The following is a 25,940-nucleotide window of genomic DNA, read 5'->3' as shown; positions in this document are numbered from 1 at the left end:
ACGCGGCCCCCGGTGCACCGCGCCGGGGGCCGTCTTCATCTCTTGCGCTGCCACCACTTCTTCCTGGCCACGTCGACGATGACGCACGTGACGTTGTCCGGGCCGCCGTTGCCGTTGGCCAGCGCGACGAGCTGCCACGCCGCCTCCGTGCCGTCCTGAGTGGACAGCAGGATGTCGTGGACGTCGTCCAGGTCCGTGTAGTCGGTGAGCCCGTCGCTGCACAGCAGGTAGCGGTCGCCCACCGACGCCTGGTGCCACGTGAGGTCCGGGTCGTGCGAGTTGCCGGACTGCAACGCCCGCAGCACGTACGCGCGCCGCGGGTGCACGAGCGCCTCCTCCGGGGTCATTCGCCCCGCGTCCACGAGCGCCTGGACCATCGTGTGGTCGTGCGAGATCTGCCGGAGCTCGCCCTCCCTGAGCAGGTACGCGCGGGAGTCGCCGATGTGCGCGAGCTGGAACTCCAGGCCCTCCCAGCGCATCGCGGTGAGCGTGGTGCCCGCGCCCTGCGGCGCCTCCGCGTCGAGCCTGCGGGCGATCTCGGCCACCGCGGGCCCGAGGTCGTCGTGCCACTCCGCGAGCACGTTCACCGCGAGAGCGCTCGCGACCTCACCGTGCTCGTGGCCGCCCATGCCGTCGGCGACGGCCTGCAGGTCGGGGCGGACGTACACCGAGTCCTCGTTGTGCTCGCGCACCAGTCCGGGATCGGTGGCCACGGCGATGCGCAGCTCGTGTGTCATGTGACCAGTAGATCAGTTGTGAAGTGAGTTCACAAGCAATACGGTGGCGAACATGGATGAGACTGTCAGCGCCGGCGACATAGCCAGGCTCGCCGACGTGGGGCGGGCGGCCGTGTCCAACTGGCGTCGGCGGTTCGAGGACTTCCCGTCGCCGGTCGGCGGGACGGCCTCCAGTCCGTTGTACCTGCTGCGCGACGTCGAGTCATGGCTCCGGCGCAACGGGAAGCCGTTCCAGGTCTCCCCGGCCGAACGCCTGTGGACGCGGCTGCGCACCGTCGACGACCTGAAGCTGGGCGAGGCGCTGGCCGAGGTCGACGCCGACGCGGCGACGTTCGAGTTCCTGCACGCCCGCTACCTGGAGGCGCACTCCCGCCTGCTCAGCCCCACTCCGCCCGAGGTCGTCGAGGTCGTGCTGGCCACCACCGACGGCGACACCGTCGTCGACCCCGCGTGCGGCACCGGCTCGTTGCTGAGGGCCTCCCGCGGCCGTCACAAGTCAGGCCAGGAGCTGGACCCGGTGTCCGCGCGGATCGCCCGGCGGCGGCTTCCGGACGCCGAGATCGTCACCGGCGACTCGCTGCGCCGCAACGGGCTTCCCGGTCACGCGGACGCCGTCGTGTGCGATCCGCCGTGGCACGACCGCGCGTGGGGCCACGAGGAGCTCGTCGGCGACGCCCGCTGGACCTACGGCCTGCCGCCGCGCGGCGAACCGGAGCTGGCCTGGCTGCAGCACTGCCTGTCGCTGGCCAAGCCGGGCGGCCTGGTCGCCGTCCTGCTGCCGTCCGCCACGGCGTCGCGCAGGCCGGGCAAGCGGATCCGCGGCAACCTGCTGCGCGCCGGTGCCGTGCGCGGCGTGATGACCGTGCAGCCGGGCAGGGACCTGTGGCTGCTGCGCAACCCGGTGGGCCGTGTGCCGGAGCGGATCGCCCTGCTGGACGCTCCCGGACCGGTCGAGCCGAACACCCGCGTCCTCGACCTGCTGGACGACGACGTGGACCTGAGCCCCGCGCGCAGGTCCGGCACCGACGTGTCGGCGTACCTGGCCGCCCAGCCGACGTTCGCGCTGCCGCCGCTGCCCGCGCTGCGCGGCCAGGACGTGCCGGAGCACACGACGATCGGTGAGCTGGTGCGGGGTGCGCCGGGTGCGCACGCCGTCACCTCGCCCACGGGCGCCGTCTACGAGATCGACCCCGAGCGGCTCGACCCCGGCTTCCTGGAGGGGGTGCTGCGGGCGGCGTTCTCCCGCACGCCCACCGGATCCACCCGGCTCGACGTCCGGCGGACGAGGGTGCCGCTGCTGCCGCTGGCCGAGCAACGGCGCTACGGCGCGGCGTTCGCTCAGCTCAGGGCGCTGGAGGAAGGGCTGGGGGACGCGGCCGAGCTGGTGCGGCTGGGCTACTCCGGGCTGCTCGGCGGACAGGTGGGACCGGTGTGAGCAGGACCGCCCCGCCCCCATCGCGGACACCGGCCGCCTCCCCGGGCTTTAGGCTGCCCTGGTGCTGATCGCCGACCGCTACGAGATCGACGACCTGCCGCTGGGGCGGGGTGGCATGGGCGCCGTGCACGAGGGCCGGGACCTGCGGCTGGACCGGCGCGTGGCGGTCAAGCTGCTGCGGCTGCCCGGCAGCGACGACGAGGTGCGGCAGCGGTTCGCGCGGGAGGCCAGGATCGTCGCCCGGCTGGAGCATCCCGGGGTGCCCGTCCTGTACGACTTCGGCACCTACGAGCAGCGGCTGTTCCAGGTCATGCAGTTCGTCGACGGCGTGACGGTCGCGGACCTGGTCGGCGAGTTCGGGCCGCTGCCGCAGCCCTGGGCCGCGGGCATCGCCGCGCAGACCGCCGCCGTGCTGGCGGCGGCGCACGAACGCGGCATCTGCCACCGCGACCTCAAGCCCACCAACCTGATGCTGTGCCAGGACGGCGCGGTGAAGGTGCTGGACTTCGGGCTGGCGCTGCTGCGCGAGAGCGACGTGGCGCCGTTCAGCAGGGCAGGGCAGATCCTCGGCACGCCGTCGTACATGGCGCCGGAGCAGATCCAGCGCGGGACCGCCGAGCCACGCAGCGACCTGTACGCGCTGGGATGCGTGCTGCACGAGATGCTGACGGGTGAGCAGCTGTTCACCGGGCCGACGGCGTACGCGGTGTTCGACAAGCACGTCAAGGAGCCGCCGCCGCGGGTGAACGGACCGCTCGACCCGGTCGTGCAGGGGTTGCTGGCCAAGGAACCGGCGCAGCGGCCCGCCACGGCGGTCGAGGTGTTCGAGGCGTTGCGCGGGTTCGCGCGGGACCTGCCGCCGCTGCCGGGGTTCGTGCGCGACGGCGCGTCGCCCGAGGGCTGGACGGGCGCGATGTACGCGAGCGTCCAGCTCAAGCCGGGATCCGGTTCACCTCGTGATCGCCGGTCGCCCACAGGTGCTGCACCGCGTAGGAACGGTACGGGCGCCACGCCTCCGCACGCCTGAGCAACGCCGCCGGGGTCGTCGGAAGGCCCAGGGACTCGGCCGCCAGGCGGATGCCCAGGTCCGTCGGCAGGAACGCGTCCTGGTCGCCCAGCGCCCTCATCAGGATCGTCTCGACGGTCCACGGGCCGAAGCCGGGCAGCGACGTGAGCCAGGCGCGCGCCGCCGCGCGGTCCTCACCCGGCGAGAGGTCCAAACCGGACCGCAGCGCGTCCAGCAACGCGGCCATCGTGCGGCGGCGCGACCCGGGCACGGCGAGCTCGGCCGGGTCGAACTCCAGCGGGAACAGGAGCAGGTCGCCGACCGGGGTGCCGTGGGCCGTGGCGAGCCGCGCCGCGTGCGTGCGGGCCGCCTTCGTCGAGACCTGCTGGCCCAGCACGGCACGAATGGCGAACTCCGCGCCGTCGACCGTGCGCGGGACACGGCGTCCCGGCGCGGCTTCGACCAGAGGGGCCAGCAACGGGTCCGCCGCCAAGGCGCCGTCGACCGCCGCCGGATCCGCGTCGAGGTCGAGCAGAAAACGGCACAGGGTCAGCGCCTCGGCCAGATCGCGGTCGTCGGACAGCTCCACCGTGCACGCCACGTGATCCGGGAAGAGCCGCAAAGCCGCTGTGCCGCAACCGAAAGACAGCCGCAGGCTGCGGCGGTACACGCCGTCGCGCCATTCCTCCACGCCCGGAACGGCGGTGGCGATGAGGTGTCCGAACAGGTTGCCGGGGCACAAAGGTGCTTGAAACGACAACCTTTCCGTGAACGTACGCAGGCGCATGAGGACCCAGCATGCCCCCGTTCCCATCGGGACGCTGGCGGAAAACCGCCCTCACATCGGACGGGGCCAACCGGGTGACCTGCTACGCGGCGCGAAAATCCGTGGCTAGTCTGGCAATGCGCCGTGCGGGGAACAGGTTTTCAGCAGGGAAGGGCGGCGTCGCGTGCGATGAGAGCGGCCTGGACGCGGTTGTCGCACCGGAGCTTGGTCAGCAACCTGCTGACGTGGGCCTTGATCGCCCCCTCCGAGAGGTACATGAGCCGAGCGATGCGCGCGTTCGCCATGCCCTGTGCCAGGTACACCAGCACTTCCTGCTCCCGCCGCGTGAGCAGGCTGATGCGGTTGCGCGCGGCGTCACGCCGTTCCGAGTCGGCGCCGGTGAAGTGGTCGATCAACGCGCGCGTCGCGGACGGCGAGAGCATCGCCTCCCCGGCGGCGACCGCGCGCACGGCGTTGCGCAGCGCCTCGGCGTCGCCGGTCTTGAACAGGAACCCCGCCGCCCCCGCACGCAACGCGGGGAACAGCATGTCCTCGGTCTGCGGGCCGCACAGCACGATCACCTGCGTTCCCGGCACGTGCCGCCGGACGACGCGCACCGCCGAAAGGCCCTCCATGCCCGGCATCGAGGCGTCCATCAGCAGCACCTGCGGGCGCTGCCGGCGGGCGAGCTCCACCGCCCCGTTGCCGTCACCGGCCTCGCCGACGACCGCGATGCCGCCCGACTGCTCCAGCGCGCCGCGGACTCCCGTCCTGACCAGGACCTCGTCGTCGGCGACCCCGACGGTGATGGTGCGCGGCTCGTCCACCACCTGCAGACCCCCAGTCGCCCACGAGGTGCTCGGTGTCAACGTCATGCGTGCTCCCTGTCAGACCGGACCCGTCGCCAGTTTCTTCCCGAACGAGGGACACCGGAAGGCAGGCATAACGACGAGGTCGCGAACCGTCTCGCGCACGCGGCGGCGTAACGCGCCGCACCCGCGAGCACACCCCTCACGACCTGCGCGAACGCCGGACCACGCCGGGAGAGCCCTGCCGTTACGGCTGGAGGAGAAGGACTGATGACCAGCACCGGACGTTGCGCGCTGTGCGCCGGCGAGCTGCCTGTCTCCGAGCAGCGCAGGTCCTACTGCTCCAACGCCTGCCGGCAGCGCGCCTACCGCCGCCGTGCCACCGTCGCGGCTCCGGTGAGCAGGCAGAACCCGCGGGTGCTGTCGAACCTCCCGGCGGCGCGGGACACGTTCGTCGGGCGGCAGCAGGAGCTGTCGAAGCTCGACCAGCTGCTGCGCAGGCATCGGCTCGTCACGCTCGTGGGCAGTGCGGGCGCGGGCAAGACGCGGCTCGCGCTGGAGGCCGCCGGGCGGTTGCGGCGCGGCCGGACGGACCGGGTCGTGCTCGTCGAGCTGGGCGAGATCGACGAGCCGGGTGACGTCCTGCCCGCGCTGGCGAGCGCTCTCGGCGTGGTCGCGCAGCCCGACGAACCGTTGCGCGACACCGTGGTCGAGACGCTCGTCAACATGCGGGCGGTCGTGGTCCTCGACAACTGCGAGCACCTGCTCGACGCGTGCGCCGAGCTGACCGACGTGCTGCTCAACCGCTGTCCCGGCGTCCGGGTGCTGGCCACCTCGCGCGAGGCCCTGTGGATCACCGGCGAGGTGAGCTTCCCCGTCGGCGGCCTGCCCGTGCCCTCCACGGACCGGGACCTGGTCACGACGGCGGCGCCGCGGTCGGAGGCGGTCAAGCTGTTCGTGGAACGGGCGCGGGAGCGCAAGCCCGACTTCCGGCTGACACCGGGCGACACCGCCGCGGTGGCGCTGCTGTGCGCGCGGCTGGAGGGCATGCCGCTCGCGATCGAACTGGCGGCGCGCTGGGTGCAGCTGCTGCCCGTCGCGGACATCTGCGACCGCGTGGACGAGCCGCTGGAGCTGCTGACGCGGGGCTGCCGGAAGTCGCCGTCCCGGCAGCGGTCGCTGCGGGAGGCGATCGACTGGGGCTACCGGCTGCTCGCGCCGGACGAGCAGTTCGCGCTGCGGCGGCTCTCGGTGTTCGACGGCGGCTTCGACCTGGCGGCGGCCACCGAGGTCTGCTCGTCGGAACGGTCGGCGGAACCGGTGCTGGACGTGCTGTCGCGGTTGCAGGCGAAGTCGCTGCTGACGGCCGTCGCGGGCGCGACCCGGTTCCGGCAGCTGGAGACGGTCCGGCTGCACGCCAGGGAGAAGCTGGTGGCCGCGGGAGAGCTGGACGTCGCCTACGAGGCGCTGGCGCGCTGGTTCACCGACCTGGCGGACGTGCTCGTCACCGCTCCCCTGTCGGTGCCCGCGGAGGTGCAGCGCAAGCTGGACGACCACGTCGACAGCCTGCTCGGCACCGTCGAGTGGGCGGCGGGCCGGTCGGACGAGCGGCTGTTGCTGCTCACCACGGCCCTCGCCGACTGCGCGGCGCGCAGCGGGCGGCTCGGGCAGGCGCGGGTGATGCTGCGCGACGCGCTGCGGCGGCCGTCCACCCGTGACGACTACCGGTGCGTGGCGCTGAACCACGCGGCCCGGTTCGCCGCCGAGCAGGGCGACCACGCCGAGGCCGCCGAGCTGTCCGCGGAGGCGGCCGGGCTGGTCCGCGCGCTCGGCCTGCCCGCCCTGCTGATGAGCTCGCGCAGCACGCTGGCGGCGGTGCAGCAGTCGTCGGGCGAGTGGGAGGCGTCGGTCAGGAACAACACCGAGTGCCTGCGGGTCGCCGAACTGCTGGGCGAGCCGCTGGCGCGGGCGAAGTGCCTGGTGGACCTGGCCCGCACGTCGGTGTCGCTGGGCAGGCACGACCGCGCGCAGAGCAACGTCATGAAGGCGTTGCCGATCTCGCGCGCCTCGGGCATGCCCGCCCGGATCGCCTCCGCCCTGAACACGCGGGGCGTCGTCGCGCTGGTGCGCGGCGAGCTGGAGGAGGCCGAGCACGCCTTCCGCGAGGCGTTGCGGATGGACGGGATCAACCCGCTGACCGCACCGGACGCGCTGGAGGGGCTGGCGGTCGTCGCGCTGACCCGCGGCCGGGCCGAGCGGGCGTTGCGGCTCGAAGCGACGGGGCGGGCCCTGCGGCGTTCCGTCGGGGTCGTGCCCGACCCGTTCTGGGCGGGGAAGGTCGCCGGGGCGATGCGCACCGCGCGGCTGATGCTGCCCGCCGCGTGCGCGGACGCCGCCTCCACGCCGCTGACGGCCGCCGAGACCGAGGCGTTCATCCAGGACGACGTGTGGCTGGACCGCACGGCCGCCGGTGAGGCGCTGGACGACGGCGAGCGGCGGGTGATCGCCCTGATCGCCTCGGGGCTGACGAACCAGCAGATCGCCAACCGCCTGGGCGTCTCGGTGCGGACCGTGGCGGCGCGGTTGCAGCGGCTGCGGGAGAAGCTCGGACTGCGCAGCCGGGAGGACCTCGCGGCCTGGGGCGCGGAGCGCGCCATCGGCTGATCCCCGCTGTCCAGGGGACGTGTCGCTTTGGCACGGAACGAAAAAAGGAAACTTCGATACCGGTTTCGGTTGCTCCGTTCGAGTGATGCAAGAGGTCTAGACCTTGACCGGTAAGTGGTCTAAACCACATCGTTCCGGTACCCCCTGCGACTGAGGAGACCGATGTCCAAGTTCCGATGGCATCTCGCTGCTCTCTTCGCGGCAGTCGCCGCGATGGTCCTCGGAATCGTCGTCGTGCCCGCCGCGAGCGGTGCCGGTGGCGTTTCCGCCACGTTCTCCAAGGGTTCGGACTGGGGAACGGGCTTCGAAGGCAAGTACACGATCACGAACAACTCCGCGACGGCCCTGACGTCGTGGACCGTGGAGTTCACGCTCCCCGCCAACCACCGCGTCACGTCGTTGTGGGACGGCTCCTACACGACGAACGGCCAGACCGTCACGGTCAAGAACACCTGGAACGGCAGCGTCGGTGTCGGCGGGTCGGTGAGCTTCGGCTTCAACGGCGCGTACAGCGGCACGTTCGGCGCTCCGACCAACTGCAAGCTCAACGGTGCGTCGTGTGACGCGGGCGGGACGAACCCGACCACCACGACCACGACCACGACGACCACCACCACGACCACCACGACGACGACCACGACCGGTCCGCCGCCGCCTCCCGGGAAGATCAACCTGGGCTACTTCGCGGAGTGGGGCGTCTACCCGGCTCGCAACTACCAGGTGAAGAACATCGACACCTCGGGCTCGGCGAGCAAGCTGACGCACATCAACTACGCGTTCGGCAACGTGACCAACGGCCAGTGCACCATCGGTGAGACGTTCCCGGCCATCGACAAGGCCATGACGGCGGCCGAGAGCGTCGACGGCGTCGCCGACACGTGGGACCAGCCGGTGCGCGGCAACTTCAACCAGCTGATGAAGCTGAAGAAGAAGTACCCGCACCTCAAGGTCCTGTACTCGTTCGGCGGCTGGACCTGGTCCGGCGGCTTCGGCCAGGCCGCGCAGAACCCGGCGGCGTTCGCCGAGTCCTGCTACAAGCTGCTCGAGGACCCGCGCTGGGCGAACCTGTTCGACGGCATCGACATCGACTGGGAGTACCCGAACGCCTGTGGTCTCTCCTGCGACACGAGCGGCCCGGCGGCGTACAAGAACCTGATGCAGGCGCTGCGCGCCCGCTTCGGCCCGAACTACCTGGTCACCTCGGCGATCACCGCCGACGGCTCGGCCGGCGGCAAGATCGACGCGGCCGACTACGGCCCCGCGGCGCAGTACCTCGACTGGTACAACGTCATGACGTACGACTACTTCGGCGCGTGGTCGGCGCAGGGCCCGACGGCCCCGCACTCCCCGCTCACGTCGTACACGGGCATCCCGGCCGCCGGCTTCAACTCCGAGGCCGCGATCTCGAAGCTGCGCGCCAAGGGCGTCCCGGCCAGCAAGCTCCTGCTCGGCATCGGCTTCTACGGCCGCGGCTGGCAGGGCGTGACCCAGGCGGCGCCCGGCGGCACCGCGACCGGCCCGGCTCCCGGCACGTTCGAGCAGGGCATCGAGGACTACAAGGTCCTCAAGACGAAGTGCCCCGCCACCGGCACGGTCGCCGGCACCGCCTACGCGTTCTGCAACGGCCAGTGGTGGAGCTACGACACCCCCCAGACGATCACCAGCAAGATCCAGTGGGCTCGCAGCCAGGGCCTGGGTGGAGCGTTCTTCTGGGAGCTGACGGGTGACACCGCGAACGGAGAGTTGATCACCGCGATGAAGAACGCCCTCGGCTAGCCCTGGGAGTCTTCGCAACGCCGGGAGGGGAGCTGGTCAGCCCAGCTCCCCTTTCGCATGCCCGGATCAGCAGAACACGGCGGTCAGCAGCCTGTTCAGCGGCTCACGCGGGTTGCCAGGCTGGGGCGAGCTGGTCGCCGAGAGCTCCAGCCGCTTCTTCGTGTCCGGCGTCGAGATCATCTCCGTGTTGTAGCCGGGGATGCCACCGCTGTGGCCGTACACCTTCGTGCCGCACGGCAACGTCTGCACGACCAGGCCCAGCCCGTAGTCCGGGCTGACCTCGGTGGTCTTCGTCAGCTCCCGCTGCTGCGCGGGCTTGAGCAGCTTGCCGCTCGTCAGCGCGACGACGAACGTGTCCAGGTCGCGGGTCGTCGAGATCATCTCCCCGGCCGCCCAGGCGACGGACGGGTTGAGCCGGGTGATGTCGGACGGCTTGCCGTTCACCGTCCAGTAGCCGTGCGCGTGCGGGCCCTTGATGTTCGGGCTGTCACCCGGCACCTCGGTGTCGTGCAGGCGCAACGGCTTGATGATCCGCTGCTCGACCGCCTTCTCGTACGGCTTGCCGGTCAGCTTCTCGACCAGCAGGCCGGCCACGACGTAGTTGGTGTTGCTGTAGTTCCAGCTCGTGCCCGGCTCGAAGTCGAGCGGCTTCGCCGTGGCGATCGCCAGGAGCTCCTGCGGCGACCAGTGCTTGTAGCGGACCTCCTCGAACTCGTCCGGGTTGACCGGCAGGTCGTTGGTGTAGCTGTACAGGCCGCTGGTGTGCTGCAACACCTGGCGGACCGTGATGCGTTCGTCGACCAGCCCCGGCAGGTATCGGACGACCGGTGCGTCCAGGTCGACCTTGCCCTCCCCGGCGAGCTGCAACAGGACCGTCGAGACGAACGTCTTCGTGATGCTGCCGACCCGGAACCTGCCGTCGAGCGGCACCGGCCGCTCGCTGTCCAGCTCGGCCTTGCCGGAGCGGGCGGTGTGCTGCCGCCGCCCGTCCGTGACGCGCGCCTGCACGCCGAGCACTCCCCCGCTCCGCGTGACCTCGTCGAGCGCCTCCTGGACCACTCCGCGGTCGACGGTCGTGTCCGCCGTGGCGACGCCCGCGGTCGTGAGTGCCAGCAAGCTGGTTGCGGTAACCGTTGCTACCAGTCGTATCCCCATGTCCCCCACCTTGGCCGTACGGGTTCTCTGCCCGCATCAGACTCCGGTCTCACCCCGTCTCAGGGTTTTCCCTGGTATGTCAGCAGAGATCTCCCCGAACGCCGTCGACCCCGGTGAAGAACAACGCGAACGTGGTGGCGGTGGCCGGCGATCTCGTCCCGACGCCACCCCAACGCGTCAGTACGGATTCTTTGTCGCCTTCATGGCCGAAACGAGCATCGGCCGCACTTTCGGCCAATGCACGTCCTGCTGGCAGGAGAACGGCGGGACGAAGCCGCCGCACCTGCCGGACTCGGCACCGATCTCCCACACGAAGCTCGGCACGCCGAGGTCCTCGTACACCCAGTCGTCGGTGGCACCGGAGGAGTTGTAGAGCAGCTCACCCGGTTGTCCCGCGCGGAACCCCGAGACCGCGGCCATGTCCTCGGCCATCCGGCGCAGCGCGGCGTCGTTGCCCGTCTTCCGGGTGCTCCAGCCCCACGGGAAGAGCACGTAGTTCCCGTAGCTGTGCATGGAGATCACCACGCCGGTGGTGTCGGGAGTGGCCGCCGCCGTGTCGCCGGGCGCACGGGTGTCGCGGTAGAGCTTGCGCCACAACGACTCCAGCGCGCGCACCTCCACCTCGGAGTCGGCCCGCACGCCCCGGTAGATCTCACTGCACCTGTCCGCCGACGAACCGACCTCGCCCCAGTGCGAGCCGGCGTTGCGGTTGAGGTCGACGCCCTTGGAACCGCTCGTGCAGGTGCCGTTGGCGTTCTTGCGGTGCAGGACCGGAGTGTCGCCGCCGGACTCGACGATCTCGACGCCGTCGGGGTTCGCGATCGGCACCACCCAGACCTCGACCTCGTCGAGCATCGCGGTGAGGTCCGAGCCGACCAGGTCGTCGACGAACCGCCACGCCATGTCGCCGGAGGTGATCTCCCGCGCGTGCAGCTGGCCCATCACGAACAGCCGCGGCTTCGGCGCGGTGGGCGTCAGCTCGCAGTCACCCGGCCCGATCCGCGTGATGCAGATGGCCTTCAGGTCGTACCCGCCCTTGCCCCGGGTCTTGAGCCAGGAGTCGCCGTAGTCGACGACGGTGGCGAGGTCCGGGTGGGCAGCCGCGACCTGGTCCAGGTGCGCGAGCTGCGCGGTGATCGTGCGGTAGCCGCCGTAGTACGTCTGGTCGGCGAGAGCGCGCGGTTCCCGGCGGGGCGGGGGCAGCACCGACTCCACCGCGGACCGGTAGCCGTCGCCGCGCAGCCGGTCCTCGGTCGTCCGGTCACCGAGGACGAACAGGTCGTCGCCGTCGCGCTGCTCCAGCACGTCGTAGCCCAGCCCCAGCAACCGCTGCGCGGAGTCGCCGAGAGGCGCGGGGACCCGCAGCACGTACGTCTCCTCCTGGCCTCCCGCCGGAGCCGGGACCGGGCTGAGCAGGAGGGCGAGACAGGCGAGCAGTGCGACGGCGGAACGCATGGTCGACGATGATCAGGGGTGCCGGCGGGTCCCGCCATCCGGGTTCGACCGACCGGATGAATACCGTCCGATTAGTGGGACGTGACCACGCCCTCTTGTCGCGGTGTGACGAAAATCAATATCATCTCACCCTGCACCGCAGCGGTTATTGTGCAAGGAAGCCGAAACCGACTCGACGGACAGTGAGGTTCCCCCACAGCCGCCATTCGGGAAGGATCGGGAGATCACGTCATGGACCACCTGTACAACGCCGGTGTCGTCGAGATTCCCCCGCCGTGGCGCGGCTCCCCCTCCGACGACGACGAGGGCCTGGAACCGACCATCGTCCGCAGCCTGGACTGACGAAACCCGAGGTGTCGTGTACGACCTGACCAGCGTGGTCACGGGCGCGGGACCCGCTCTGCTGCTCGTGCACGGCGCGGGCGGGAGCATCCGGTCCAACTACGGCCCCGTTCTCGTGCCCCTCTCGCGGCACTTCACCGTCATCGCGCCCGACCTGCCCGGCTCCGGCCGGTCCCCGGTGGCCGACGGCCCGCTCGACCTCGACGCGCTCGCCGACGAGCTCGTGGACATCGCCGTGGCGGCCGGGCACGAGTCGTTCCACGTCTGCGGGTACTCGATGGGGTGCGCGGTCGCCGTCGCGACGGCCGTCCGCCACCCCGGCCGGGTGCGCGGGCTCGTGCTGAGCGCACCGTTCACCTCGGTCGACGCCACGACGAAGACGCTGGTCGACCGCTGGCTGGCGTTGCTCGACGGGTCGCGCGACGAGCTGGCGCGGTTCATCCTCTCGATCATGTGCAGCGAGCGGTACCTGGCCCGGCTGCGCCCGTCCGACCTGGAGGCGTTCCTCCAGCTGGCGGCGGCGACCGTCGCGCCGGGCACCGCCTCGCACGTCGACCTGGTCCGGCGGGTCGACCTGGCCCCGCTGCTGGAGCGGGTCGACCGGCCGACCCTGGTGATCGGCGCGACGGAGGACCGGCTGCTCACGCCCGGCCTGGCCGAGCAGGTCGCGGACCTCGTGCCCGGCGCGAAGTACGCCGACCTCGCCTGCGGGCACGCGATCGCCCTGGAGGCGGCGGCGCCGTGGGCGGCTCTGATCACGGAGTTCCTGACGTCTGCGCCGTCCTGAGCCGGTGGGCGAGCGCCGTGTGCCTGCGGCCCGCCCCGACCGTCCGGACGGCCTGGCCGATGGCCCGCTTCGAGCCGACCAGCACGACGAGCTTCTTCGCGCGGGTGACCGCGGTGTAGAGCAGGTTGCGCTGCAACATCATCCACGCGCTGGTCGTGATCGGGATGACCACGCACGGGTACTCGCTGCCCTGCGAGCGGTGGATGGTCATGGCGTAGGCGTGGCTGAGCTCGTCCAGCTCGGAGAACTCGTAGTCGACCTCTTCGTCCTCGTCGGTGCGGATCGTGAGCTTCTGCTCGACGGTGTCGAGCGCGATGACGACGCCGAGCGTGCCGTTGAAGACGCCGTTGCTGCCCTTGTCGTAGTTGTTGCGGATCTGGGTGACCTTGTCGCCGAGCTTGAACACCCGTCCGCCGAAGCGCTTCTCCGGCAGGTTGTCCCGCGACGGCGTCAGCGCCTCCTGCAACAGGGTGTTGAGCGTGCCCGCCCCGGCCGGGCCGCGGTGCATCGGCGCGAGCACCTGGACGTCCTTGCGCGGGTCGAGGCCGAACTTGCGCGGGATGCGGTTCGCGACGACGTCGACGGTCGTGGCCGCCGCCTCCTCGGCCTCGTCGGTGCTGAACAGGAAGAAGTCCGGCAGCCCCTGCACGAGCGGGTAGTCGCCGCTGTTGATGCGGTGGGCGTTCGTGACGACACCGGACTCCTGGGCCTGGCGGAAGATGTGCGTGAGCCGGACGTTCGGGACCGGGCTGCCCTGCGCCAGCACGTCCCGCAGCACCTCGCCCGCGCCGACGCTGGGCAGCTGGTCGACGTCACCGACGAGCAGCAGGTGCGCGCCGGGTGGCACGGCCTTCACGAGCTTGTTGGCGAGCAGCAGGTCCAGCATCGACGCCTCGTCCACGACCACCAGGTCGGCGTCGAGCGGGTGGTCCCTGTCGAACGCCGCGTCGCCGCCGGGCTTGAGCTCCAGCAGGCGGTGCACGGTGCGGGCCTCGTGGCCGGTCAGCTCGGTGAGGCGCTTCGCCGCCCGGCCGGTGGGCGCGGCCAGCACGATCTTGGCGCGCTTGGCCTGCGCCAGCCGGACGATCGACCGCACGGTGAAGCTCTTGCCGCAGCCGGGACCGCCCGTCAGCACCGCGACCTTCTTCGTCAGCGCGAGCTTCACCGCCTCCGCCTGGTGCTCTTCGAGGCCGGCGCCGAGCCAGGCGAACGCCTTGTCCCAGTCGACGCCCTGGAAGCTCGGCATCCGGTCGGTGTCGGCGTGCAGCAGCCGTTTGAGCTGCGCGGCCAGCGAGATCTCCGCGCGGTGGAACGGCACCAGGTAGATCGCGATCTCGTCGTCCGGAAGCTCCTCGCGGACGACGCCCTCCTCCTCGACCAGTTCGGCGAGGCAGTCGATGACCAGGCCCGCGTCCACCTGGAGGATCTTGATCGCCTCCGCGATGAGCGCCTGCTCGGGCAGGTAGCAGTTGCCGTCCGTGGTGGCCTCGGAGAGCGTGAACTGCAACCCGGCCTTGACCCGCTGCGGGCTGTCGTGCGGGATGCCGACGGCCTTCGCGATCACGTCGGCGGTCTTGAACCCGATGCCCCACACGTCGCTCGCCAGCCGGTAGGGCTCCTCGCGCACGACGTCGATGGCCTTGTCCGTGTACTGCTTGTAGATGCGGACGGCCAGTGACGTGGAGACGCCGACGCCCTGGAGGAAGACCATGACCTCCTTGATGGCCTTCTGCTCCTCCCAGGCGTCCGCGATGAGCTTGGTGCGCTTGGGGCCGAGCTTCGGCACCTCGACGAGCCGCTCGGGGCTGTTCTCGATGACGTCCAGCGCGTCCACGCCGAAGTGGGTGACGATCTTGTCGGCGAGCACCGGGCCGATGCCCTTGATCAGGCCGGAGCCCAGGTAGCGGCGGATGCCCTGGATCGTCGCGGGCAGCACCGTCGTGTAGTCGTCGACGTGGAACTGCTTGCCGTACTGCGGGTGCGAACCCCAGTGGCCGCGCATCCGGATCGACTCGCCCGGCTGCGCGCCGAGCAGCGCGCCGACGACCGTGACCAGGTCACCGCGGCCGGTGTCGACCTTGGCGACGGTGTAGCCGTTGTCCTCGTTGGCGTAGGTGATCCTCTCCAGGACCGCTTCGAGGACGTTCATCCTGCGAACCTACATCGAGCTTCTGCACACGATCTTCACAACATGTCCCGGCGTCCTCCACGACATGGTCATAAAGTCGCCGGCATGACAGGTCAGCGCCGGGTGCTCGTCGTGGAGGACGACATCACGATCGCCGAGTCCGTGGCCGCGCGGCTGCGCGCCGAGGGGTTCGTGGTGGCGGTGGCCCACGACGGGCCGTCGGGGGTGGCGCAGGCCGCGTCGTTCCTGCCCGACCTGGTGGTCCTGGACGTGATGCTGCCGGGCTTCGACGGCCTGGAGGTGTGCCGGCGCATCCAGGCGTCGCGCTCCGTCCCGGTGCTGATGCTGACCGCGCGGGGCGACGAGACAGACCTGCTGGTCGGCCTCGCCGTGGGCGCCGACGACTACCTGACCAAGCCGTTCTCGATGCGCGAGCTGGCCGCACGCGTCCACGTGCTGCTGCGCCGCGTCTCGCGGGCGGTGTCGTCGCAGTCGCTGGAGCTGGGCGACCTGGTCATCGACCTGGCCGCCCGCCGGGTGCGCAGGGCGGGCGTCGAGGCGCACCTCACGCCCACCGAGTACGACCTGCTCGTGTTCCTCGCCGAACGCCCCTCCGCCGTGCAGGCACGGGAGCGCCTGCTCGCGGAGGCGTGCGGGTGGCACGAGGGCGCGTCGTCGCGGACCGTCGACAGCCACGTGAAGGCGCTGCGGCGCAAGCTCGGCGCCGACCTGATCAGGACCGTGCACGGCGTGGGCTACGCGCTGGAGGTTCCCCAGCAGAAGGCAACGCCGTGAAACGGGTCCTGGAGCTGCTCGACCTGCTGCCGCGTCCGCTGGACTCGGTGCGGTCGATCAAGCTCAAGCTCGGCATCGTGATCGTGGTGTCGGGGTGCGTGTCGTTCGCGTACTTCCGCTACGTGACGGGCTGGCTGCCACCCAGGACGACGCTGATCGCGCTGGTCCTGGGCCTGCTGACGTCACAGCTGCTCGCGCACGGCATGACCTCGCCGCTGCGCGAGATGACGTCGGCGGCCCGCTCGATGGCCTCCGGCGACTACTCCCGCACCGTCCGGGCCACGTCGTCGGACGAGGTGGGCCAGCTCGCCGAGGCGTTCACCGTCATGGCGTCCGACCTGGCCGCCGCCGACCGCCAGCGCCGCGAGCTGATCGCGAACGTCTCGCACGAGCTGCGCACCCCCATCTCGGCACTGCAGGCCGTGCTGGAGAACGTCGTCGACGGCGTGGCTCAGGCCGACGCCGCCACGATGAGGACCGCGCTCGCCCAGACCGAACGCCTGGGCAGGCTCGTGACCGAGCTGCTCGACCTGTCGAAGATCGACGCCGGGGTCCTGTCCCTGAACCGCGAGACCCTGTCCGTCTCGTCCCTGGTGGCCGACGTGGTGGCCGAAGCGGCCGTCGCCGCGCCCACCGCGTCGTTCTCCATCGACGTGCCGGACGACCTGACCGTCTTCGCCGACGGCGAACGGCTGCACCAGGTGCTGGTCAACCTGGTCGACAACGCGGCCCGGCACGGACCCACCGGGGGGTTGGTGTCCGTGACCGGGTCCGCCACCGCCGCGTCGGTGGTGCTGGAGGTCCGCGACCAGGGACCGGGCATCGCCCCGGAGGACAGGTCCCGGATCTTCGAGAGGTTCACCCGCGGGGAACGGGCGGGCGGCGGCGGAACCGGCCTCGGCCTCGCCATCGCCCGCTGGGTGGTGGACCTGCACGGCGGCACCATCGCCGTCGTGGACCCCGGGTCGTGCATCCGGGTGACCTTGCCCCGCTGACCTCCGCTTGGTTCTTCATGCGCACCGGCTCGGCCGGTGCGCCGGTGACGCGCGCCCGTTTCCGGGCTTGGGAGATGACATGACTGACTCAGGACCTGGCTCCACGCCCGACTCCGGGGCTGGCTTGACGGGCTCCGGGCCCGGCTCGGCGGGTTCCGGCTCGGCGGGTTCCGGCTCGACGGGTTCCGGGCCCGGCTCGGCTGACTCGGGCTCGACGCCGGACTCGGGTGGCCGGAGGGTTCGGCGGTACCGGCACCTCCGGAAGGTGGGGTACCGGCCTGCCGCCGGGAAGCCGGCCGACACGACGGCGGACACCACGGCCGAGAAGCCCGCCGAAGCCGGAAAGGCGGCCGAAGCAGGCTCTCGCAGGGGTACCCCCGAACCGGGAACCCCTGCGACTCAACCTACTCAGGAGGTCCGACAAGATCGTCCGGCGAGCGAGGCGGCTGACGAGGCGGTCGTGTCCGCGGCACCCGAGCCCACCGCGGGCAAGGCGGCCACCACCACCGCGCCCAAGCCCCAGCCCCAGGCGCCCCGGCCCGGCCAGGTGGCCACCGCCACCCGCCCCCAGCCCTCCGCCTGGCACGGCTCACCCCACATCCCGCCCCCCTCGGTCATCACCCCGGCCCCCGGCGTCCCCTTCATGCCCTGGTGGACCCCACCCACCACCGGCGCCCCCGTCCAGGTCCTCGTCGTCGGCCTCATCGCGGGCCTCGCCGGTGCCTTCCTGGCCCCGCCGGCCAACGGCGTCGGCTGGTTCCTCACCGGCCTGTGCACGGTGGGCGCCGTGCTGATCCACACCGGCAAGCCGTCCGTCGAGCGTGCGCTCTGGCTCGCGGGGGCGCTGGCGTTCCTGGCGATGGGGTTCCTGCGGGCCGCCGAGTGGATCTTCCCGCTGGCGGTCCTGGCGTCGATCCTGTGCGGCTCGATCGCGATGGCGGGCGGGCGGACGGTGCGCGGGCTCGTGTTCGGTGCGGCCGGGATCGGGCTGGCTGCTCTGCGGTCCGTCCCGTGGGTCGCGAGAGGGCTCAGCAGGCGGGGGCCGATCGGGGTCAGGCCGTTCGTGTCCGTTGGTGTGGCGGTGTTGTTGCTGTTCGTGTTCGGGTCGTTGCTCGCGGGGGCGGACAAGGGGTTCGGCGACTTCCTCGAGAACCTGGTGCCGGAGCTGGAAGTCGGCACATTCGTGCGGATGGGGTTCTTCGGGCTGGTCGCGGCGCTCGGGGCGCTCGGGGCCTGTTACCTCGTGGCGTCGCCGCCGCGGATCAACGAGGACGCCGAGGCGAAGCCGGGGTCGTTGCGGCTCAAGGACTACGGGTTGCCGGTCGGGGCGCTCGTCGTGCTGTTCGCGGGGTTCGTGGGGACTCAGCTGGCCGTGCTGTTCGGTGGTGAGGGCTACGTGCTGCGGACGGCGGGGGTGACGTTCGCCGAGTACGCGCGGTCCGGGTTCTGGCAGTTGCTGTGGGTCACGATCCTGACGCTCGGCGTCATCGCGGGGGTGGCGCGGTTCGCGGTGAGGAAGACGGCACGGGACCAGTTGTGGCTGCGGGTTCTTCTGGGTTCACTGGCTGTTCTCACACTCGTCATCGTCGCGAGCGCGTTGAGCCGCATGTGGTTCTACCAGCAGGCGTACGGGTGGACGGTGCTGCGGCTGCTCGTGTCGGCGTGCGAGATCTGGCTGGCCGTGGTCTACGTGATGGTGATCGCGAGTGGGATCTCGTTGCGCGCCAAGTGGTTGCCGAAGGCGATCGTCGCGACCGGGGCCGCGTTCTTCCTCGTCGTGCTCGCCGTGAATCCCGAACGCGTGGTGGCCGACTACAACGTGTCTCGGTTCGAGAGCACGCGGAAGATCGACATCGACTACCTCAGGGAGCTGTCGGAGGACGCGGTGCCGGCACTCGACCGGTTGCCCGATCCGGAACGGACGTGTGCCTTGCGCCCCTTGGCCTTCCGCCACCACACGGAGGACTGGAGGGAGTTCAACCTCGCCCGGTACACCGCTCGTGAATCACTCGAAAGGGTTGCGGTGACTCAACTCACCTGTGAAGTGTTCTACTCGGGTGGGCGATAAGTCGTTAAGCGCCGGTAAAGTCGCAGGTCCACCAGTTGCCGAGAGGGTGAGAAGTGACGCTGTCGTGACCGTTGCGGCCGAACCCGTTGTCCTCCGTTCGATGTTCACGGCAGGTGAGGCGCCCGCGCCGCGCACCCTCCTGGACATCCTGCGCACGAGTGCCGAACAGCACCCGGACGCGCCGGCCGTCGACGACGGCACCACCGCGCTCACGTACCGCGCGCTGCTCGCGGAAGTGGTGGAGCTGAAGGAAAAGCTCGCCGCCGAAGGCATCGGGCGCGGCGACCGGGTCGGCATCCGCGTGCCGTCGGGGACGGCCGACCTCTACGTGTCGATCCTCGCGGCGGTGGCGGCGGGCGCGGCGTACGTGCCGGTCGACTTCGAAGACCCGGACGAACGGGCCGGGCTCGTCTTCGGTGAGGCACAGGTGAGTGCCGTGCTCGGCGAGGGACGATCCCTTGTGCTGCACGGCACCCCGCTCGGCGTTCCCGGTGAGCCCGAGCTGGACGACGACGCGTGGATCATCTTCACGTCCGGTTCGACCGGCAAGCCGAAGGGCGTCGCCGTCACGCACCGGTCGGCGGCGGCGTTCGTGGACGCGGAGGCCCGGCTGTTCCTCCAGGACGAGCCGATCGGGCCGGAAGACCGCGTGCTGGCGGGACTTTCCGTCGCGTTCGACGCCTCCTGCGAGGAGATGTGGCTCGCGTGGCGGTACGGCGCGTGCCTGGTGCCCGCGCCGCGGTCGCTGGTGCGCACCGGCATGGACCTGGGTCCGTGGCTGGTCGAGCAGGAGATCACCGTCGTGTCCACGGTGCCGACGCTGGCCGCGCTGTGGCCGGTCGAGGCGCTGGACGACGTGCGGCTGCTGATCTTCGGCGGCGAAGCCTGCCCGCCGGAGCTGGCCGAGCGGCTCGCCGTGCCGGGCCGGGAGGTCTGGAACACCTACGGGCCGACGGAGGCGACGGTCGTCGCGTGCGCCGCGCGGATGACCGGGGACGGTCCCGTGCGGATCGGCCTGCCGCTGGACGGCTGGGAGCTCGCCGTCGTGGACGCGCGGGGCGAGGTCGTCGCGATGGGCGAGCCCGGCGAGCTGGTCATCGGCGGCGTCGGCCTGGCGCGCTACCTCGACGCCGGGAAGGACGCGGAGAAGTACGCGCCGCTGCCCTCGATGGGCTGGGAGCGCGCCTACCGCAGCGGTGACGTCGTCCGCGCCGAACCGGAGGGTCTCGTCTTCCTCGGCCGCGCGGACGAGCAGATCAAGCTCGGCGGCCGGCGCATCGAGCTGGGCGAGGTCGACTCGGCCCTGGCGGCGCTGCCCGGTGTCGCGGGTGCCGCCGCGGCGGTGCGCACGACGCGGGGCGGCAACCAGGTCCTCGTCGGCTACGTCGTCGCCGAGGACGGGTTCGACCAGTCCGCGGCCGTGGAGCAGCTGCGCGCCGAGCTGCCCGCCGCGCTGGTGCCGCTCATCGCCGTCGTCGGCACGCTGCCCACCCGCACGTCCGGCAAGGTCGACCGCGACGCCCTGCCGTGGCCGCTGGAGTCGATGGACACCGCCGGAGTGGTGTTCTCCGGGCTCGAAGGCTGGCTCGCCGAGCAGTGGGCCGCGGTGCTGGGGTCCGGACCGGCTTCCGAGGACGCGGACTTCTTCGCGTCCGGCGGCAGCTCGTTGTCCGCGGCACAGCTCGTCTCGCTGGTGCGCACGCGCTACCCGAGCACGTCCGTCTCGGACATCTACCAGAACACGACGCTGCACGCGCTCGCGAAGCGCCTGGAGACGTACGGCGACACCGCCGAGGTGCGGGAGGTCGTGCCGACGCCGCGCTGGACCGGCCTGGTCCAGACGCTGCTCATGATCCCGCTGCTCACGATCGCGGGCGCGCGCTGGGTCGTGGCGCTGACGGCGCTGTCGAACGTGCTGGGCTGGACTTCCGTGTCGTGGTGGTGGGTCGCCGTCGGGGCCGTGGTGTTCCTCAGCCCGGCCGGACGGCTGGCGATCTCGGCCGGTGGCGCGCGGTTGCTGCTGCGCGGCGTCAGACCGGGCGTGTACCCGCGTGGTGGTTCCGTCCACTTGAGACTGTGGACGGCCGAGACGCTCGCGCGGCTGTCGAAGGCCACCGAGCTGTCCGGCTCCTGGGTCACGCACTACGCGCGGGCGCTGGGCGCCAAGATCGGGCCCGGGGTCGACCTGCACTCGCTGCCGCCGGTCACCGGCCTGCTCAAGGTCGGGCGCGGCGCGGCCGTCGAGCCCGAGGTCGACCTGTCCGGCTGGTGGCTCGACGGCGACCGGCTGCGCATCGGCCGCGTCCGGATCGGCGCGGGCGCGACGGTCGGGGCGCGCAGCACGCTGTTCCCCGGCGCGAAGATCGGCAAGCGAGCCGAGGTGGCGCCCGGTTCGGGGGTCGTGGGATCGGTGCCGACCGGGCAGCGCTGGGCCGGTGTGCCCGCCGTCCGCGAGGGCAAGGCGGCGCGGTCGTTCCCGTCCCGGCGTCCCGAGCGGTCGCGCTTCTGGAACCTGATGTACGGCGTCTCGTCCGGCCTGCTGGCCGCGCTGCCGCTGCTCGCGGCGGCCCCGGCCGTGCTGTACGTGCTGCGGCGGCCCGTGACGCTCACGTCGGCGCTGTGGGACGTCCCGGTCGCCTCCGCGATCTGGTTCGGCTCGTACGCGCTGCTCGTGCTGGGCGCCGTGCGGCTCCTGGGCATCGGCATGCGCGAGGGCCACTACCCCGTGCACAGCCGCGTGGCGTGGCAGGCGTGGACGACCGAGCGGCTGATGAACCTCGCCCGCACGGCCCTGTTCCCGCTGTACGCCTCGCTGTTCACGCCGGTCTGGCTGCGGCTGCTCGGCATGAAGGTCGGACGCCGCGTCGAGGCGTCCACCGTGGTCGCGCTGCCGAAGATGACCCGCGTCGGCGACGGCGCGTTCCTGGCGGACGACACGATGGTCGCCTCCTACGAGCTGGGCGGCGGCTGGCTGCGGATCGCGACCGCCCGCGTGGGCAAGCGGGCGTTCCTGGGCAACTCGGGCATGACGGCGCCGGGGCGCGCGGTGCCGAAGGGCGGGCTCGTCGGCGTCCTGTCGGCCGCTCCGAAGCGGGCCAAGGCCGGCTCGTCGTACCTGGGCATGCCGCCGATGAAGCTGCCGCGGGCGGCCGAGGTGTCGGACCAGTCGCGCACGTTCGACCCGCCGAAGCACCTCATGTGGGCGCGGGCGCTGGTCGAGCTGTGCCGGTTCGTCCCGGTGATGCTGAACGTGGCGCTCGTCGTGCTGGTGCTGTTCGCGCTGAAGGAGTTCGGGCCGTGGTGGTCCGGGGTCGTCCTGCTCGGTGCGGGTGTCGCCGCGTGCCTGGTGGCGGTGGCCGCGAAGTGGACGCTCGTGGGCCGGTTCAAGGTGCGCGAGTACCCGCTGTGGTCGGCCTTCGTGTGGCGCAACGAGCTGGCGGACACGTTCGTCGAGGTGCTCGCGGTGCCGTGGCTGGTCGGGTTCTCCGGCGGCACGCCGGTCATGAACCTGTGGCTGCGCTCGCTGGGTGCGTCGGTGGGCCGTGGCGTGTGGTGCGAGTCGTACTGGCTGCCAGAGGCCGACCTCGTCTCGCTGGGCGCCGGTGCCACGGTCAACCGCGGCTGCGTCGTGCAGACGCACCTGTTCCACGACCGCATCCTGCGGATGGACCGGGTGTCGCTCGCCGAAGGCGCCGCTTTGGGCCCGCACGGCATCGTGCTGCCCGGTGCGTCCGTCGGCGCGCACACCACGATCGGACCCGCCTCGCTCGTCATGCGCGGCGAAGAGGTACCGTCGGGAACCCGTTGGCTGGGCAACCCGATCTCCGCGTGGACATGAGCTTCTCCGTACACCATTACGCGCTAGAGCTTGACTACAAGCCGCACTCCGGCCGCCTGTCGGGGCGGGCGGTGCTGCAGGCGTCCTGCACGGCGCTCAGCTCGTTCTCGCTGTCCTTCGGCTCGCTGCGGGTCTCGAAGGTGCTGGTAAACGGCAAACCGGCCCGCTACGCGCACGCGGGCGGAGTGCTGAACGTCCGCGCGGCCGTGCGCGGGTCGTTCTCGGTCGAGGTCCGCTACTCGGGCACGCCGGTCCCGATCTCCACGCCGGAGTGGGGTGACCTGGGCTGGGACGAGCTGACGGACGGCTCGATCGTCGCCTCGCAGCCGATCGGCGCCCCGTCGTGGTTCCCATGCCTGGACGACCCGTCGTCGAAGGCGTCGTACCTGATCGACGTGACGGCGCCGTCGTCTTACACGGTGGTGTGCAACGGAGTCCTGGTCGACGGCAAGGTCTCCGGCAGCACCACGCGCTGGACGTACTCGATGGCCGCGCCGATGGCGACCTACCTCTCGACCGTCCAGATAGGACAGTACGTGGAGGCGCTGCCCGGCGTCTGGGCGCCGTCGCGGCTGAGGCGGCCGGTGGCGCACGACTTCGGCAGGCAGAGCGAGATGGTCGAGCTGTTCTCGTCGCTGTTCGGCCCGTACCCGTTCGCCGGGTACGCGGTCGTGGTGACCGACGACGCGCTCGACGTTCCCGTTGAGGCACAAGGGTTGTCCACGTTCGGCTCGAACCACGTGGACGGACGGCGCGGTTCCGAGCGGCTGGTGGCGCACGAGCTGGCGCACCAGTGGTTCGGCAACTCGGTCGGCATCGCCGCGTGGGAGCACATCTGGCTGAACGAGGGCTTCGCCTGCTACTCGGAATGGCTGTGGTCCGAGGCGTCCGGCGGCCGGTCGGCGGACGTGTGCGCGGCGGCGGCACGCGACCTCCTGCAACGCCTGCCCCAGGACGTCGTGATCGGCGCGCCCGATCGCGCCCACTGGTTCGACGACCGGGTCTACCAGCGCGGCGCGCTCACGCTGCACACCCTGCGGCGCGAGATGGGCGACGACTCGTTCTTCGCGCTGCTGCGCGAGTGGTGCGCCCGCCACCGCCACGGCGTCGTGACGACCGACGACTTCCTGAACCTCGCCGGGCACCAAGACCTGCTCACCCACTGGCTCTTCGAGCCCGACCTGCCCCTCTAGCCCCACCCGCCCGGGTGACCCAACCGTGTCACGCGGGGGCCCCGCGTGTTTCCTGATGGTACGCGGGGCCCCCGCGTACCATCAGGAAACACGAATGGGGGGCGGGGGGAGGCGTGGGCGGGTGCGGGTAGTGGTTGTGGGTGGTGAGGTGGGACGGGCTCAGGTGGTCCACTTCCAGACCAGTGGCGGACGGCCGCCCTTGGGCAGTGCCGCGGCGTGTTCGCTGGTGCGTTCCAGGCCGGGCACGCGGTCCATCGTGCGGCCCAGGTTGGCCGGGTAGGGCCGATCGCCGGTCAGCGACTCGGTCACGTCGAGCGCCTGCGCCGTGGTGAACTCCCGTCCCAGCAGCCCCGCGGTGAACGGCACGTCGCGCCACAGCTTGTCCGCGAGCAGCGGCCGGCAGTCGGCGACGATGCGGTCGTGGTCGAACGCGAGCGGCGGCACCTCGTCCAGCCGCGCCCAGACGGCCACGTCGCCGGTCGGGCGGTCTGCCGTGGCCCACAGCGCGATCGACAGCGTCGGGCCGCGCGGGTCGCGGGACGGCTCGTCGAACGTGGCGAGCTGCCCGGTCGCCGTGACGGTGTCCGCGGCCAGGCCCAGCTTGCCGGTGACGGCCCTGGTGGTCGCCTCCCGCAGCCGTTCCCCCTTGCCGAGCAGCACGCCGGGCAGCGCCAGCTCGCCCGCGAACGGCTCGTGCGCGCGCGGTGCCACCCCCAGGAACACCGCGCGCGCGTCCCGGTCAAACCGGAGCACGATCACGTCCACCGACACGAGCGTCGACTCGATCATGACCTGGATTCTCCCGCACCACGTAGTCCGCCCTGGACGGGCCCGCCCCGGTCACCAGCACCTCGACGTCCAGCAGTTCCCGCAGGTAGGCGACGGGATCGGGCAGGTCCTCCAGCCCGTCGCCGGTCGCGACCTTCAGGCCGCCGGCGTCCAGGTGCGTCACGGCCAGCCCGTCGACGCCCCCGCAGCACTCGACGGCGTAGCGCAGCAGGACGGCGTCGAGGTGGCCCGCCCGCCAGGCGCCCTGGTACTCCCCCGTGCCGTTGTGCGCCTCCGGGAACCGGTCGAGCACCGCCCGGTCCTCGGTCGGCAGCGGACCGGCGCCGTGCCGGGTCTGATAGGTCCTGGTCACGCCGAGAACCCGCGCTCCGCACCCCTCGAGCAGAGCCCGTGCGTTCTTCGGCGTGACCGTGGACCAGGTGGTGTGCGGGTGGAAGCCGTGCGTCTCGTCCAGCAGGACGCCCTGCGCGCCCTCGAAGACGATCCGCCCGCTGTCCGCGAGCCGCCCCGCCTCGTCGCCCGTCGTGATGCGGACGGCGTCCGCGAACGACCGGTACAGCTCGACCAGCTCGTCCACGCCCGGCCCGTCCCCGATCAGCGGCTCGTAGAACCGCGCCAGCGCGTCCAGCCTGCGCCGCAGCTCACGCGGGTCCAGGCAGTCGCCGACCGTGGGCGCGGGACCCGGCTCGCCGAGCACCCGCTGCTGTTCCACCACCTCGCCGGGCCGCGCCCCCCGTTCGGCGAGCAGCCCGTACCAGACCGTCTCGCCGATCCCCTTGCCGCACGACCCGTGCCGGTCCGCTCCCCTGGCGTCCTCCCTCGCCCGGTTCGCGGCCACGTGGAACGGCGTCGTGAGCTTCGCGCCGGCGTCGACCGACACCAGCGACAGCGGGTCGGCCACCCCGATCGCCTCCAGCTCGCGCGACTCGGCGGCCAGCGCGATCGGTTCGACGAGCACGTACCGGGAGAGCCAGGTCGGCACGCCCGCGAGCGTGCCCGACCCGAACTGGCTGAACGTGTGGTGCCGCCCGTCGACGACGACGTTGTGCGCGGCCTGCGCACCGCCGTTGAACCGCACGACGGCCGACACCGGGCCGTTCGCGCACAGCGCGTCGACGACCGCCCCCTTGCCCTCGTCGCCGAACCCCAGCCCGACGACGATGACGTGCTCGTCGTTCCACATGTCCACTCCCGCTGTCGGT

At 71.7% G+C, this 25,940-nt stretch carries 18 protein-coding genes; 10 read left to right on the top strand and 8 right to left on the bottom strand.

What is annotated here, in order from left to right; all coding sequences use genetic code 11:
• Positions 1-35 precede the first annotated feature (35 nt).
• Complete coding sequence (locus BLT23_RS11430) at positions 36-737, bottom strand: PP2C family protein-serine/threonine phosphatase (RefSeq protein ID WP_090048292.1); 702 nt, start codon at positions 735-737, stop codon at positions 36-38.
• Between the two features lie 52 nt (positions 738-789).
• On the opposite strand from BLT23_RS11430, the gene BLT23_RS11425 reads away from it, so the two are divergent.
• Both BLT23_RS11425 and BLT23_RS11420 read left to right on the top strand, forming a co-directional pair.
• Complete coding sequence (locus BLT23_RS11425; protein ID WP_090048597.1) at positions 790-2,172, top strand: N-6 DNA methylase; 1,383 nt, start codon at positions 790-792, stop codon at positions 2,170-2,172.
• A gap of 61 nt (positions 2,173-2,233) precedes the next feature.
• The gene (locus tag BLT23_RS11420) at positions 2,234-3,199 is read left to right on the top strand and encodes a serine/threonine-protein kinase (RefSeq protein WP_090048291.1); all 966 of its coding nucleotides are present in this window, start codon (positions 2,234-2,236) and stop codon (positions 3,197-3,199) included.
• Here the strand turns inward: BLT23_RS11420 and BLT23_RS11415 are convergent.
• Both BLT23_RS11415 and BLT23_RS11410 read right to left on the bottom strand, forming a co-directional pair.
• On the bottom strand, positions 3,105-3,965 hold the full coding sequence (locus BLT23_RS11415) for a DNA-3-methyladenine glycosylase family protein (protein ID WP_245743896.1): 861 nt from the start codon (positions 3,963-3,965) through the stop codon (positions 3,105-3,107). The two genes, BLT23_RS11420 and BLT23_RS11415, sit on opposite strands and share 95 nt — an antisense overlap.
• 140 nt (positions 3,966-4,105) lie before the next feature.
• Positions 4,106-4,819 carry a response regulator gene (locus BLT23_RS11410; RefSeq protein WP_090048287.1) on the bottom strand — a complete coding sequence of 238 codons (714 nt, stop codon included), beginning with the start codon at positions 4,817-4,819 and terminating at the stop codon, positions 4,106-4,108.
• Positions 4,820-5,023: 204 nt separating this feature from the next.
• On the opposite strand from BLT23_RS11410, the gene BLT23_RS11405 reads away from it, so the two are divergent.
• A complete protein-coding gene (locus BLT23_RS11405; RefSeq protein WP_090048285.1) occupies positions 5,024-7,417 on the top strand; it encodes an ATP-binding protein in 2,394 nt (797 codons plus the stop codon).
• A 162-nt stretch (positions 7,418-7,579) separates the two neighbouring features.
• A complete protein-coding gene (locus BLT23_RS11400; RefSeq protein ID WP_090048282.1) occupies positions 7,580-9,193 on the top strand; it encodes a glycosyl hydrolase family 18 protein in 1,614 nt (537 codons plus the stop codon).
• 66 nt (positions 9,194-9,259) lie between these two features.
• Here the strand turns inward: BLT23_RS11400 and BLT23_RS11395 are convergent, their stop codons facing one another.
• A complete protein-coding gene (locus BLT23_RS11395) occupies positions 9,260-10,309 on the bottom strand; it encodes a serine hydrolase domain-containing protein (protein WP_245743895.1) in 1,050 nt (349 codons plus the stop codon).
• A gap of 216 nt (positions 10,310-10,525) precedes the next feature.
• Positions 10,526-11,803 carry a M14 family zinc carboxypeptidase gene (locus BLT23_RS11390; RefSeq protein WP_090048278.1) on the bottom strand — a complete coding sequence of 426 codons (1,278 nt, stop codon included), beginning with the start codon at positions 11,801-11,803 and terminating at the stop codon, positions 10,526-10,528.
• 358 nt (positions 11,804-12,161) lie between these two features.
• Here BLT23_RS11390 and BLT23_RS11385 point away from each other — a divergent pair, with 358 nt between their 5' ends.
• On the top strand, positions 12,162-12,932 hold the full coding sequence (locus BLT23_RS11385; protein ID WP_176946689.1) for an alpha/beta fold hydrolase: 771 nt from the start codon (positions 12,162-12,164) through the stop codon (positions 12,930-12,932).
• Here the strand turns inward: BLT23_RS11385 and recD2 are convergent.
• Positions 12,901-15,081: an SF1B family DNA helicase RecD2 gene (gene recD2, locus BLT23_RS11380; RefSeq protein ID WP_090048273.1), complete on the bottom strand. Its 2,181-nt coding sequence runs from the start codon at positions 15,079-15,081 to the stop codon at positions 12,901-12,903. The genes BLT23_RS11385 and recD2 overlap by 32 nt on opposite strands.
• Before the next feature lie 84 nt (positions 15,082-15,165).
• On the opposite strand from recD2, the gene BLT23_RS11375 reads away from it, so the two are divergent.
• The 5 genes from BLT23_RS11375 (at position 15,166) to BLT23_RS11355 (ending at position 23,949) form a co-directional block, all read left to right on the top strand.
• Positions 15,166-15,855: a response regulator transcription factor gene (locus BLT23_RS11375; protein WP_090048271.1), complete on the top strand. Its 690-nt coding sequence runs from the start codon at positions 15,166-15,168 to the stop codon at positions 15,853-15,855.
• Positions 15,852-16,850: a HAMP domain-containing sensor histidine kinase gene (locus BLT23_RS11370; RefSeq protein ID WP_090048270.1), complete on the top strand. Its 999-nt coding sequence runs from the start codon at positions 15,852-15,854 to the stop codon at positions 16,848-16,850. The genes BLT23_RS11375 and BLT23_RS11370 overlap by 4 nt, the downstream gene beginning before the upstream one ends.
• Positions 16,851-17,310: 460 nt before the next feature.
• Complete coding sequence (locus BLT23_RS42025; protein WP_090048268.1) at positions 17,311-18,918, top strand: DUF4153 domain-containing protein; 1,608 nt, start codon at positions 17,311-17,313, stop codon at positions 18,916-18,918.
• A 100-nt stretch (positions 18,919-19,018) separates the two neighbouring features.
• Positions 19,019-22,756: a Pls/PosA family non-ribosomal peptide synthetase gene (locus BLT23_RS11360; RefSeq protein ID WP_090048267.1), complete on the top strand. Its 3,738-nt coding sequence runs from the start codon at positions 19,019-19,021 to the stop codon at positions 22,754-22,756.
• Entirely contained in the window at positions 22,753-23,949 is a 1,197-nt protein-coding gene (locus tag BLT23_RS11355; RefSeq protein ID WP_090048595.1) for a M1 family metallopeptidase, read from the top strand. The genes BLT23_RS11360 and BLT23_RS11355 overlap by 4 nt, the downstream gene beginning before the upstream one ends.
• Before the next feature lie 159 nt (positions 23,950-24,108).
• Here BLT23_RS11355 and BLT23_RS11350 read toward each other — a convergent pair whose 3' ends face one another.
• Both BLT23_RS11350 and BLT23_RS11345 read right to left on the bottom strand, forming a co-directional pair.
• Positions 24,109-24,738 carry an NUDIX hydrolase gene (locus BLT23_RS11350; protein ID WP_090048265.1) on the bottom strand — a complete coding sequence of 210 codons (630 nt, stop codon included), beginning with the start codon at positions 24,736-24,738 and terminating at the stop codon, positions 24,109-24,111.
• The gene (locus BLT23_RS11345; RefSeq protein WP_090048594.1) at positions 24,689-25,921 is read right to left on the bottom strand and encodes an adenylosuccinate synthetase; all 1,233 of its coding nucleotides are present in this window, start codon (positions 25,919-25,921) and stop codon (positions 24,689-24,691) included. Before BLT23_RS11345 ends, BLT23_RS11350 begins: the two co-directional genes overlap by 50 nt.
• Between the last annotated feature and the right edge of the window lie 19 nt (positions 25,922-25,940).

Origin of the sequence: Lentzea fradiae (assembly GCF_900100955.1) — a bacterium.
In the GTDB taxonomy this organism is placed as follows: domain Bacteria; phylum Actinomycetota; class Actinomycetes; order Mycobacteriales; family Pseudonocardiaceae; genus Lentzea; species Lentzea fradiae.
This window is presented reverse-complemented; position numbering and strand designations above follow the sequence as displayed.